Below are 12,495 nucleotides of genomic sequence, written 5' to 3' on the forward strand. Positions count from 1 at the left end.
ATTCAGACTCTTATTTTTTCATAAAGCTTCGTATCTTTAATTGAAGAATTACAGAGCAGGGAATAACAAGAATGATCACACCAAAAAGAGCAAGGATATCGATTATGGTGTCTTGTGGGGAAATCAAATGAAACACCCACCAATAGGCCTTCCACACCAAGAAGAAGGCAATCAGAGCGCTGAAAACATCCAGCTTTTTCTGATTGACGCTGACAAAAACTTGCTCATGGTTCGCGGTTCTGGCTCTACTGTTATTCATCATATCAACATCCCACTTCCGGTCTATACCTAATCCTGACTTCATGATAATAAGCACATTTTACAAAAGTATATCACAAAAAAAGGAATGGCAACAACACCCTATTGGGCACCAAAACTTGACCTATCTCTTAGATATGCTGATAAAGTCTTTTATCTTCGGTGTTCAGGCGATTTTTCAATGCGGAAAAGATCTTATTTGACTCTCCGATGAATTGTGGAATATCGGCTTTAATCTTAGCGGCAGACATATAGGTACTCTTATAGCTCAGAAATTCAGTGGATAGGGAGCCCATTTCCCGATAGAGCTGCTCTGCTGTTTTGCTCAGTACTCCATCCTTTGAATTTTTTAGAGCGGGATAAAGGTATTCATCTTCCGATTTTAAATGCAGAACAAGAATACCGGACAGCTTGCTGATTTTCAAAGAAAGGTCAAAAGCTTTTTGATCAAGGTTCCCTGAACGAACCTCTTCCTCGATCTCCTGAATAAGCTGACGAATTGTATTATGCTGGTTCTTGAGTAAATCGTTATTCATTTCTATTCCCCCTTAGCTGGTAAGGTTATGGTACCTCATCAATAAAAGCAGTGCCGTGACATGGGTCACGGCACTTTTGTGAGCATTTTAACCAGGTAATCACATTATAGTCAGGCAACTTCAATAATGGTCAAGTTTGCTTGGATAGCCGATGCGCCGTAAGAGACTGTCGCACCACTGTTATTGAATAGGTTAAAGACCAGCGGAACGGTTGTCACAGTGAGCAAAGCACTTCCATTTAGCTGTAACGTGACCATCGGAGAAGGAGACGATGACAAAATGGTCTGCGAGCCGCCGCTAATTACCCGGATGCCAAAAGACACCGTAGGCTCTGCTTCTGCCCCATCCGTATTAACCCACCAGGAAATATAATAATTTCCCGGCTGATTGATAATGAAGGCTCCAATTCCAGCATTATAAATGATATTTGCGGTAGGAGCGTTGATTGTAGTGTCAAACAAGACATTGGCATTATTGGCGACCGTGCCTCCACTGCTTCCCTGCAGCTGAACCTGGAGCCCAGATAATGATCCAGCCCCACCAGTTAGTCCTGTGGAACCTGTAGGTCCAGTCGGGCCTGTCTCCCCTGTGGCCCCCGTGGTACCGGTCTCCCCTGTGGGCCCCGTTGCCCCGGTCTCTCCTGTGGGTCCTGTTGCTCCAGCCTCTCCTGTAGCTCCCATGGCTCCGGTCTCTCCTGTTGCCCCCGTTGCCCCGGCCTCTCCTGTTGCCCCTGTTGCCCCCGTTGCCCCGGTCTCCCCTGTAGCTCCTGTTGCACCGGTTTCCCCTGTGGCCCCTGTTGCGCCGGTCTCTCCTGTGGGCCCCGTTGCCCCGGTCTCTCCTGTGGGTCCTGTTGCCCCGGTTGCTCCTGTAGCTCCCGTGGCTCCGGTCTCCCCTGTGGGTCCTATTATTGGTTCCAGTGAATCTAATTCAGCAGGGAGCACCCGATGGGCATCCACTAAGTTCCCTTCAGCGTCTTTACCCCATACCGATATAGCTACCGTTTCAGAACTTGTCGAGAATACAAATTCAAAAGCATCCAAATCAGCGAAATACTCTCGAGTTATCACCTCATTTGGATTAACATTAACTATTTCTAAAACATATACTTCTTTGAAAGACCCATTGGGATAGTAGCCGGTTATTCTAACCGTCTCCGTAGAATCACCATCGTTGGTAATTCTAATGGCTACCGATACTGAGGGGCGTGCCCCATTAACTGGAAAATTATCTATCAAACCGGTGGTTAACTCTGCCATCTTGACATCTCCTTCTTTTTTGCATTTCACTCATTGAGTTCTTGAAGTTGAAAAATTATATCAATCCCTCCATTTTCATTTCACTCTATACTATTACTCTTGTCCTCCATAGGTGACTCTTATCGCAAAAATGCCTCATGAAAATAAAACGAGAACATATCCGCAAGGGAATGTTCTCGTACTAAGAAAATCAGGCAAAACGCATCTCAGTGAAAGGGAGCGGGAACTCAGGCCTCTTCGTTTAGGAGCAGAGCGCTTATGCTTGCGTTGAACCCGGACTCATTTAATTACTTAATTGAACAACAGTTAAGGAGCGATTTATATAACCTAAAATAGGGAAATCCGTACTAGCACTCACTCCTACTTCATCTCCTGCTGTTAAAGATGCTTGAACTACAAACGTTGAACTACTTCTATTAAATATTTTAAAGAAAGTGGTTGTATCGCCAAAAATTGGCGAACCATTGACAGTGATAATAGCCTCCAGATATGGGTCATCAGGATCTGGATCAGTAGTGGCTTGAGCGTTAATAGATATTGTTATTTGATAAATTCCGCTTTCCCCTACCACTAATTCATTGCCCGATAGACTAACTGTGATAGTATCTGATAAAGGTCCAACTATACTAAACGGTACGGGTGTGAATGTTGCCCCAGGTGCCTCTGCACTACTTCCTCTTAAAGATCCAAAAGCCAAAACGACTTCTCCGGTAGGACCAGTCGGACCAGTCTCCCCGGTCTCTCCTGTGGCTCCCGTTGCTCCGGTCTCTCCTGTAGCCCCTGTCGCTCCGGTTTCTCCTGTGGCCCCTGTCGCTCCGGTTTCTCCTGTGGCCCCTGTCGCTCCAGTCTCTCCTGTAGCCCCTGTCGCTCCAGTCTCTCCTGTAGCCCCTGTCGCTCCAGGCTCTCCTGTAGCCCCTGTCGCTCCAGTCTCTCCTGTAGCCCCTGTCGCTCCGATTTCTCCTGTGGCCCCGTTGCACCAGTCTCTCCTGTAGCCCCTGTCGCTCCAGTCTCTCCTGTAGCCCCTGTCGCTCCAATCTCTCCTGTGGCCCCTGTGGCCCCGTCTCTCCTGCGGGCCCTGTTGCACCAGTCTCTCCTGTAGCTCCCGTTGCACCAGTCTCTCCTGTGGCCCCTGTGGCCCCGGTCTCTCCTGCGGGCCCTGTTGCACCAGTCTCTCCTGTAGCTCCCGTTGCACCAGTCTCTCCTGTAGCTCCCGTTGCTCCGGTCTCTCCTGTGACTCCCGTTGCTCCGGTCTCTCCTGTGACTCCCGTTGCTCCGGTCTCTCCTGTGACTCCCGTTGCTCCGTCTCTCCTGTGACTCCCGTTGCTCCGGTCTCTCCTGTGGCCCCTGTGGCCCCGGTCTCCCCTGTGGCTCCCGTTGCTCCGGCCTCTCCTGTAGCTCCCGTTGTTCCAGTTGCTCCTGTGGGCCCTGTTGCCCCGGTTGCTCCCGTGGCTCCGGTCTCTCCTGTGGGCCCCGTCGGCACTATAATCGGTTCCAGTGAATCTAATTCAGCAGGGAGCACCCGATGGGCATCTACTAAATTCCCTTCAGCGTCCTTACCCCATACCGATATAACTACCGTTTCAGAACTTGTCGAGAATACAAATTCAAAAGCATCCAAATTAGCATAATACTCCCGGATTATTACCTCATTTGGATTAACAGTAACTAGTTCTAAAACATATACTTCTTTGATAGTCCCATTGAGATAGTAGCCGGTTATGGTAACCGTCTCCGTAGAATCACCATCATTGGTAATTCTAAGGGCTACCGATACCGAGGGCCGCGCTCCATCAACCGGAAAATTATCTATCAAACCAGTGGTTAACTCTGCCATCTTAACATCTCCTTCTTTTATTCAGCAATTTTACTCATTAAGCTCTTCAAGTTGAAAAATTTATATTAATCACTCATTTTCTATCTCATTTTATAATATTACTCTTGTCCTCCATATGTGACTCCTATCGCCAAAAAATTACTTAGTACTTTGATTACTTTTATCCTGACCATAAGAACGCAGTTATGCCCCTTAAGTTCTGTGATACGCAAAAAAATGCCGTGACATAGTCACGACACTTTTCGCGTAATTTAACAGGCTATTCCTTTTCACCTTCTGTAAGGACAAGCCAGCTAAACTTCAGATAAAACCCAAACTCTACCTGAAGTAATTTTATCCTTTAGGCAGCCCGACAATAAACCGGCTTCCTTCACCCACTTTACTTTCGACGCGAAGTGTTCCCCCATGAAGCTCTACCAGGGAGTGAGTAATAGCTAAGCCCAGTCCAGCTCCCCCATATTTCCGGGTCCGGGAAGAATCGCTGCGGTAGAACCTTTCAAAAAGATGAGGTAAATGCTCCTCGGGAATTCCCGGTCCGTTATCCTGGACCGTCAATTCCACCCCGGAAGCCTCAGATTTCAAGCTGATTTGAATCAACCCCTTATCCGGGTCCGTATGCTGGACCGCATTATGGAAAAGGTTGAGAATGACCTGTTTCATTTTATCCACATCGATAGGGACCAATTCCTCAGGGGCCAAATCCAATTGAATCTCCCGTTCTTCAGCCAGCATACGCAGTTGGGGCTCCATCTCCAGTATCAGTACCCCAATATCCTTTTCCGATTTTTCAAGATAGGGAGAACGGTCCAGCTTAGCCAGGAGCAATAGATCCTGAATAAGCTTCTTCATTCGCTCCGATTCCGCATACATACTGGTTAAGGATTTCTGCAGCTTATCCGGTTGATTCATGGCTCCCCGCAGCAGAACCTCTAAGAAGCCATGGATAGAAGTAAGGGGGGTCCGCAGTTCATGAGAGGCATCGGCTACAAAGCGCCGCATCTGTTCTTTAGCCTCCTTTTCCGCTGTAAAAGAGGACTCCAGCCGCTCCAGCATCCCATTGAGGGATACGGCCAAAGTATCGATTTCTTTTTGACCTTGTTCCACAGGAAGGCGTTCGTTAAGGTTCCCCGCATCCATATTCTCCATGGTATGAACGATATTGGACAAAGGAACCAGAGTCTTTTTGATGACCGCTTGGTAAGCCACCAGTCCGCCCACAAGGGCAAGCACAGAAAGGAGCATAAATATAGACAACTGCCGGAACAAAACATCCTGAACAAATTGGGTGCTAAGGCTAACCTGAATAAAACCAACCAGATAGCCGCGCAGTTCCAAGGGGTGCAGAACCACCAGCAATTCCGTCCCCGACTCTGAGTTCACTACCCAAAACCTCGGCGACTCCGATGGATCTAAGGCTTGCTGATACTGGTCGGCACTGAGGAGCGGCGGGGCCCCTGACCGATTCATGGTATTGGCCAGGCTGGTCACGTTCCCATTCAAATCCACAAAAGCAATCGTAGAATCCATTAGGTTGATGGGAATACGATTGGGAGGCCCTTCCTGGGTTTTACCGGGTACCAGCTCCACTATATCTTTATCCAGATTGAATTTGGCATTAATCTCCGCATAGAGCAGCATCTGCGTCCAACTGTCCCGGGGAACCGACGCAATTTGGGATCGAATGCTTGCCGCAGTGCTGCCGAGAATGAAGTCCTTCAAGAAAACATACTGAAAGATCCCGATCAGCAATAAGATAATAGCCAAAAAAAATAAAGAACGGGAGAGCAGCTGAAACCTCAAGGAGTTGGGGGTTACGATCTTGTGTATAGAGGCTCCCTTCTTCATATCAGGTCCATCCGATACCCGGAGCCCCGCAGTGTACGAATCAGCCGGTGCTCCTTATCCCCCAGTTTTTCTCTCAAGGAGCGAATGTAGACCTCCACGATATTATCATCACCAGCAAAATCATATCCCCACACTTTATCTAAAATCATCGTCTTGCTCAAAACCAGCCCCTGATTAAGAATTAAAAATTTGAGCAACTCATACTCTGTAGGGGAAAGCTCCAGAACCTTATCCTGAAACTGGATTTCCTTGCGGCGATCATCCAAACGAAAGGGGCCCATCACCACTTCTCCTAAAAGGGTGGGGAATTGATTGCGGATACGGGCGTGAATGCGGGCAAGGAGTTCCTCAAAGCTAAAAGGCTTAGCCATATAATCGTCAGCGCCGATGGTTAAACCCTTGACCCGGTCCTCCACTTCATCCTTAGCGGTCAGCATAATAATGGACACATTCTCACTCTTCTTCAGCATCCGGCAGACTTCAAAGCCATCCATTCCCGGCATCATAATATCCAGAATCACAAGGTGGGGATGGAGCTGTTTAGCCAAGGTAACTCCTGTCATCCCATCAGCCGCCGTCTGCACCTCAAAGCCCTCGTTCAGCAGCCCCATTTCCAGGAACTCCAGAATGTTCGGTTCATCATCAATAATCAGGATTTTGATTCCTTTCAATTTTTGCATGGAGTATCTCCCCTTTAAAGGCGAAATCGTTCTCTTCTCATTATCTGCTGCCCCGTTGAAATGGGTCTGAGGGCTGACTGAAAATTAGCTGAAAACCTTGGCCTAACTTTTATCTTAAGCAACTATTCTTTCGGGAAAGAGTTCCGCGAATCCGTAACTTCCTCAACCGGCATATCAATAACCTCTCCATTGGTGAAACCCCGCGGAGAATGCTGGTCTCCGGGTTGCCCCGGACCTTTATAATTGGTGTAAACTTTAAAATGCACACGCTGACTTTGCCCGGCCTTGCCATAACCTATGCCTTTCTTCTGTGCAAAATAGAGATAAACACGATAAAGGGCGTAGACTACAGCACCAATAAGCACGGCCCAGATAGAAAAAACGACAACAGCCAGAATGAAAAAAATGATCGCCAGGGACCATACAATTCGATATAACCAAGGCATACCAAACCCTCCTCTTTAGTCGTTTTGAATCACTTGTTTTAAAACATTTTACTATTTTTACCATTAGGACTTCATGCTGAAACGCACAGTCCAGAATTCCCAATGACAAGTCCGATACTATCCTAAATAAATTGTAGCATATTTCCGCTATGCTTTGTAGTTTGGACCTGATTTTAAGTCAGGATAAGGTTGACTCAGGGCAAAAGCAAGAGTAATATTAATAAAATAATCTATTATATAACATCTTATGTAAACCATTTCTCTCATAAGATACTATCATCTCCAGATATCACCCGAAGATATCCTCTGAATGATAATAGCTTTATTCTATAATTTATCGGTGGTGTGCGATGATACTGCGGGAATGTGGAAAGGGGTAAATTTTTAATATGGGAAAAGTCGTCCTAGAGGATATTCTCAGAGCCGGTCAAACCTTAAAAGGGGTTATCAATAAGACACCTTTGCACCGTCATGACCTTCTTTCGGAGAAATACCAATGCAATATTTTCTTAAAACGGGAAGATCTCCAGGTGGTTCGTTCCTTTAAGCTGCGCGGAGCTTATAATATGGTTCATAGTATTCCCTCAGAACGGCTCAGCAGTGGTGTCGTTTGTGCCAGTGCAGGTAATCATGCCCAGGGTGTTGCTTATTCCTGCAAAGCCCTGGGTATTAAAGGAAGCATCTATGTACCCTCGACGACACCAAAGCAAAAAATCTCTTCCATCAAGCGGTTTGGCGGAGACTTTGTGGAAGTGATACAGATCGGCGATACCTTTGACGATGCCTTCAATAGAGCGAAAGCTCATTGTGAGGAAGCCAATAAGACCTTTGTCCATCCTTTTGATGATCCTTTAGTCATCGCCGGTCAGGGAACCATTGCCATGGAGATTCTTAATGATATGGAAGCTCCCGTTGACTATATTCTGGGTGGTATCGGCGGTGGCGGCCTCATGTCCGGTGTGGGGATTGCCATGAAAAGCTTAAGCCCCCAAACCCAGGTCATCGGCGTGGAAGCCACCGGTGCCGCTTCCATGAAGGAAGCTTTCAGTCAAGGTGAAATAGTCACCTTGCCCCACATCGACGGATTCGTGGATGGTACCGCAGTAAAACGAGTCGGAGATCTCACCTTTGCCATCTGCCGGGAGGTTCTCGACGATGTCATCGCGGTCACTGAAGGAAAGGTCTGCACCACCATCCTGGAAATGTATAATGACAGTGCTATCGTGGTTGAACCGGCGGGCGCACTTTCCATCGCGGCTCTGGAAACCTATAAGGATAAGATCAAAGGCAAAAATGTCGTCTGCATCATCAGCGGCGGCAATAACGATATTGAAAGAACCCCTGAAATCAAGGAACGTTCCTTATTCGATCAGGGCCTTAAACATTATTTCATCGTCAACTTCCCTCAGCGCCCCGGCGCCTTGAAGGAATTTGTAGGGGAAGTCTTAGGCCCCAACGACGATATTGCCCGTTTCGAGTACACCAAATCCAACAACAAAGAAAAAGGCCCGACACTGATTGGTATCGAGCTCTCCCGTAAAGAAGATTACCAGCCCTTGATTGAAAGAATGGATAAGAAGGGCTTCCAATATACGCGCATTAACGATAATCCCGAGCTGTTCGGATTGCTCATCTAGTTTTTTGTGACTGCGTTGTCGTCAATGAAACAAAGCATCTTTAGCCCAAAAGGACTGTCCTGACCAGACAGTCCTTTTTCACTGAAAGAAGTTTAGTTCAATCAGGTATGGATATAATACATTGCTTCCGTCATCAGACCGCCGGCCTGTAATGATATTATCTACCTGTGTCCACGCTATCCGCGGAAGATCTCAGCAAGAGAAATCAGCAAATCCGGGAACAGCCCCACAGGAATTTGATCGGAAGCTCTATAAAATTGGGGAGCAGCATAGGCCCCTTCTTCCAGTTGAAAGGCGAGGACTGTCTGATCTGCAGGATGAACCACCCAGTATTCGGGAACTCCCGCCTTTTCATAGAGGCGCAGCTTTAAATGCAAATCCCTATGCATGGTGTCTTCCGCCAATATCTCGATGATAAGATCTGGGGCCCCTTTGCACCCTCCCTTATCCACTTTCGATAGATCACAGACCACTGTAAGATCCGGTTGGACGACGGTGGCAATATCCTCATCTTTTTGATCCGTATCTGCAGGCAGCCGAACATCAAAGGGAAAAAGAAATACTTTCCCCGGTTTTTCCCTCAGATAAAGAGCAAAAGCCATATACAGCTCACCCAATACCTCCAGATAGTGGCTGGGAGGGGCCGGGCTTCTGCCATAGGGTACTCCGTTGAAGATTTCACCAGGCTGAGTCTTGGCCCAGGTCAGATAGTCTTTATAGGTATAACGCAGGTTATTTTCATCGGGTTGTTGATCTGTAGACATAGTGCACTCTCCCTGATTGACAAGGCCATCATGGTTTTGCTTTAAGATTCAGCCGGCCATGACTCCATGATTCTCCGTAATGCTGGATTTGATACTCCGGTTTAAGGATTTTAACCTTAGCTTTGCTCAAAAGATATTCCCCATAATCTTCCCAGGCATTTCCCCGCTCTATCTGAGCAGAATCAACGCCGGGAAGCTTATCGGCCATAACTTTATCGAACTCATAATTCATCGTATTGATGGCCATAGCTTGGGCCGTTCTATCCATGCGTTTGCTTAAATAGTCCTCTTCAGAAGTAAAGCCATACTGATGATAAATTGAGGCGGTTTTTTCGACATACTCATTGTATTCTCTTAGGGCCTCCTCGTCCTGGGACATGGCCTCCAAGTTTATCCTTTTGCTTTCTTCCAGGATCTGTTTAACTCTATCGATGGATGCCTCATGCCCTTGTTTGACGGCTTCCTGATAAAGAACTTCCTCCACAAGCAGACTGTTCAGGGCATCATTCGCAGTCGGTATCTTAGCGGAGGATCGTTCAATACCCTCAAAGAACCTTTTCTGACCTGATGTCATATTTCCCTCATCAACTCCAAAGGCTTGGAGCATGGCATCTCTTTGCGACATACTGTTTTCTCCATTAAGCAACCGCAAAGCTTCAGTTAAATCAATGTGCAGTTTCCCTTCATTAATCGCTTCATCGATCTCTTCTTGTGTAATCGTTTCGCCATTGATAACAGCAACCACATTTTCGGGGTAGTTTTGACTGGCGCAACCGCTTAAAATCAAAGCAGCCATTAGAAAAAAGACCCCTGCCCGAATTAATTTCATTCTCTCTGCTCCTCACTGCTCAATTGGGCTGACCAGCCCTTAATTAATCCGCTTCCTTCTCGGAAAAAATCTACTTAACTCCCATATACTATCATAACGGAAAATAGCGGGGGTTACCAGTGGGCACTTGAACTCTAACCCCTTACCATATTTTTAACCCAAGTTCAATAACTAAAGTCCCAATACTCCATAGGATTAGGACCACGGCTCCCCAGCTATCCTTGCTCTCCCATTCCTTGGTTCCCAGGACCCGGTAACCACCGGAAACATAGCCCCGGGCCACGAGATTTTCCGCCAATTCCTCGGCCCGGCGCAAAGCAATGCGCAGCAAGGGGAGTAAAAGGGCCGCTAGATCCTTGATCTTTCCGATCCATTGCCCAGGCAAATTCCCCTTAGCCAGACGGGCTTTATAAAGCAAAGCAGCCTCCTCCAGCAACAAAGGGATAAAGCGCAAAGTCAACGTGATTAAGAGGGCAAAATCAGCCGCCTTAGGAGTTATACGGTAAAAAGGCGCCAGAAAGAAAGCGATTCCTATCCCTTGCTCTGAGGGCAAGGTAAAGGCAGAAAACATTCGGGTCAAGAGGAAAACCAGCAGGATCCGCCAGCTCATCATCAGTCCCTGAAGCACTCCCGCCATAGACCAGTACCCTTTCCAAAAGAACCACCCCTCTTGCCAATGCCAGCCCATAATTAAAGTATAGAAAAGCCCTAATACAACTCCCGCCTTGATGACGGATTGAAAGGCCTTAATGGGCAAAGGGCTGTAGCCAAGCATGATAAAAAGCCCCCCGGTCAGGCAGAGCAACCCTCCCCAGTTCACTGTAGTCATTAACAACCCCAGAATAACAAGACTCCCGATTTTCAGTCGCGGATCGAGCTTATGCAATATGCTTTCACCAGGGTGATACAGTCCTCTTTCTAACAATGGACCCCTGCCTCCTTAAGCTGCTGATCATCGATTTCCATAGCGCCGTCTTTGCTCCGTTGCTTGAAGGTAATCCGCCCTTTTTCCACCAGCCACACTTCATCCGCCAGTTCACGAACCTCCGACCAGTCATGGGTGATGTACAGGATGGTCATTCTGCCTTTCAACTCCTGCAAAAGTTCCAGCATCATGCTCCTACCCGCCAGGTCCAAGCCCAACAAGGGTTCATCCAGCAAGAGAATTTCCGGTAAAGATTCCAATGCTGCAGCTAAGGCCACCCGCTGCCGCTCCCCTCCGCTTAAATATTCCGGGTAGGCTAAGGCTTTTTCCGGAGGTATTCCGAAGACTTGCAGATATTCTATGTTGCGCTGAGCGCCGGCTTTCCTCTCCTTTTTATTCTGAAGATAAAACACTTCATCATAAACCGTACCGCCAATGATATATTCTCCAGGCTCTTGCAGGAGGAGGCGGGCTTTCTGCCGCTGTTTAGTTTGGCGGGTCACTTCTTGACCAAAGGCCAAAAACTTCCCCCGGGAAGGATGAATGAGCCCGACGGCACTTTCCAGCAGAGTGGATTTTCCTGCTCCGGAAGGACCTAAGACAGCCAAAAAACATCCTTCTTTGATTTTTTCTGTAAGTTGCAGCCGTTGACCATACTCTGCTTCCCGCCACTCTAAAGTATCTTTTCTTCCATCTCCATGGAGAAAGGGGCTTTCCGCCTGATACTTCTCCCCCATCTTCTCCCGAACAGAAGAATAGCCCGGAGAATAACTTGGCGAATAAGGAGCACGAATCCCATACTCCTGGCAAAACCTTTCATCCCGGAGTGCCGTTTGCGGCCTTCCCATAGTCGACAGCTTCCCTTCCTTCATGACCCAGAGGCGGTCTGCTTTTTCCGCTAACAGCGGATCGTGTGTAATCCAAAGCTGCCCCATGTGCTTCCCTTTTTCCTCCAAAAGTTCCAGGCAAGCCTCCTGAGCCCGTCTATCCAACATGCTTAAAGCCTCATCCAGCAAAAGAAAAGCCGGATTAAGAGCAAGGATGGCCCCCAGCACCAGGCGCTGCCGCTCTCCCCCAGAAAGGGTGGCGGGGGATTGATGGAGTTTACCTTCAAGACCCATCCGGTAAGCCAGTTCTCTGACCATATCCTGGACCTTCTTCACTTCATATCCCAGATTCAAAAGCCCAAAGCCCAACTCTTCCCCAACCGTTGCTCCGATGGTCTGCCGCCGCGGATGTTGACCGATGATGCCAATCTCCTGCCAGCGCCGGACCCTTGTCCAGGGAATTTCCTGCCCACCCTCAAGCAAGTTAAGCTTCCCTGAAGCAGGTTCATTCAAGCCGGCCAGAAGCCGGGCCAAGGTGGACTTACCTGCTCCATTGGGCCCCATTAAGGCAATAACTTCCCCTTGGCGGAGTGAAAAATCAATCCCCTGAATTATGCCCAAGCTGATGGCTTTCCCCTCCAGTGATTTCATCATAGTT

Annotated in this window: 12 protein-coding genes and 1 pseudogene; 1 reads left to right on the forward strand and 12 read right to left on the reverse strand. The window is 47.8% G+C overall.

The genetic code is table 11. The annotated features are described in order from the left end of the window. Window positions 1-10: 10 nt before the first annotated feature. The 8 genes and pseudogenes from DESLBE_RS11645 to DESLBE_RS11675 form a co-directional block, all read right to left on the reverse strand. On the reverse strand, window positions 11-259 hold the full coding sequence (locus DESLBE_RS11645) for a hypothetical protein (protein ID WP_243131294.1): 249 nt from the start codon (window positions 257-259) through the stop codon (window positions 11-13). Between the two features lie 130 nt (window positions 260-389). Beyond that, window positions 390-794, reverse strand: coding sequence for a hemerythrin domain-containing protein (locus tag DESLBE_RS11650; RefSeq protein WP_144676917.1), 405 nt, complete (start codon window positions 792-794; stop codon window positions 390-392). A 110-nt stretch (window positions 795-904) separates the two neighbouring features. Next, complete coding sequence (locus DESLBE_RS11655) at window positions 905-2,050, reverse strand: collagen-like protein (protein ID WP_144676919.1); 1,146 nt, start codon at window positions 2,048-2,050, stop codon at window positions 905-907. Between the two features lie 283 nt (window positions 2,051-2,333). After that, window positions 2,334-2,747 carry a hypothetical protein gene (locus tag DESLBE_RS27435; protein WP_242869917.1) on the reverse strand — a complete coding sequence of 138 codons (414 nt, stop codon included), beginning with the start codon at window positions 2,745-2,747 and terminating at the stop codon, window positions 2,334-2,336. A gap of 278 nt (window positions 2,748-3,025) precedes the next feature. Next, window positions 3,026-3,884: pseudogene (locus tag DESLBE_RS27440) on the reverse strand (collagen-like protein); the annotation flags it as partial. Window positions 3,885-4,217: 333 nt separating this feature from the next. Beyond that, window positions 4,218-5,729 (reverse strand): HAMP domain-containing sensor histidine kinase, encoded by a 1,512-nt coding sequence (locus tag DESLBE_RS11665; RefSeq protein WP_018306235.1) that lies wholly within the window; start codon window positions 5,727-5,729, stop codon window positions 4,218-4,220. Then, window positions 5,726-6,409: a response regulator transcription factor gene (locus tag DESLBE_RS11670; protein ID WP_005807742.1), complete on the reverse strand. Its 684-nt coding sequence runs from the start codon at window positions 6,407-6,409 to the stop codon at window positions 5,726-5,728. The genes DESLBE_RS11665 and DESLBE_RS11670 overlap by 4 nt, the downstream gene beginning before the upstream one ends. A 122-nt stretch (window positions 6,410-6,531) precedes the next feature. After that, on the reverse strand, window positions 6,532-6,855 hold the full coding sequence (locus tag DESLBE_RS11675) for a hypothetical protein (RefSeq protein ID WP_005807746.1): 324 nt from the start codon (window positions 6,853-6,855) through the stop codon (window positions 6,532-6,534). A gap of 389 nt (window positions 6,856-7,244) precedes the next feature. Between DESLBE_RS11675 and ilvA the strand changes: the two genes are divergently transcribed. Continuing rightward, on the forward strand, window positions 7,245-8,492 hold the full coding sequence (gene ilvA, locus DESLBE_RS11680; protein ID WP_005807750.1) for a threonine ammonia-lyase IlvA: 1,248 nt from the start codon (window positions 7,245-7,247) through the stop codon (window positions 8,490-8,492). Window positions 8,493-8,668: 176 nt separating this feature from the next. Here the strand turns inward: ilvA and DESLBE_RS11685 are convergent, their stop codons facing one another. The 4 genes from DESLBE_RS11685 to DESLBE_RS11700 all read right to left on the reverse strand — a co-directional run bounded on the left by DESLBE_RS11685 (window position 8,669) and on the right by DESLBE_RS11700 (window position 12,491). Then, entirely contained in the window at window positions 8,669-9,256 is a 588-nt protein-coding gene (locus tag DESLBE_RS11685; RefSeq protein WP_005807752.1) for a Uma2 family endonuclease, read from the reverse strand. A gap of 28 nt (window positions 9,257-9,284) precedes the next feature. Then, complete coding sequence (locus DESLBE_RS11690) at window positions 9,285-10,085, reverse strand: hypothetical protein (protein ID WP_005807753.1); 801 nt, start codon at window positions 10,083-10,085, stop codon at window positions 9,285-9,287. A gap of 142 nt (window positions 10,086-10,227) precedes the next feature. Beyond that, window positions 10,228-11,010 (reverse strand): energy-coupling factor transporter transmembrane protein EcfT, encoded by a 783-nt coding sequence (locus DESLBE_RS11695; protein ID WP_005807755.1) that lies wholly within the window; start codon window positions 11,008-11,010, stop codon window positions 10,228-10,230. Continuing rightward, window positions 11,004-12,491 (reverse strand): ATP-binding cassette domain-containing protein, encoded by a 1,488-nt coding sequence (locus DESLBE_RS11700; RefSeq protein WP_005807756.1) that lies wholly within the window; start codon window positions 12,489-12,491, stop codon window positions 11,004-11,006. The genes DESLBE_RS11695 and DESLBE_RS11700 overlap by 7 nt, the downstream gene beginning before the upstream one ends. Window positions 12,492-12,495: the final 4 nt, after the last annotated feature.

It is taken from the genome of Desulfitobacterium sp. LBE, from assembly GCF_007830365.1.
Taxonomy (GTDB): domain Bacteria; phylum Bacillota; class Desulfitobacteriia; order Desulfitobacteriales; family Desulfitobacteriaceae; genus Desulfitobacterium; species Desulfitobacterium hafniense.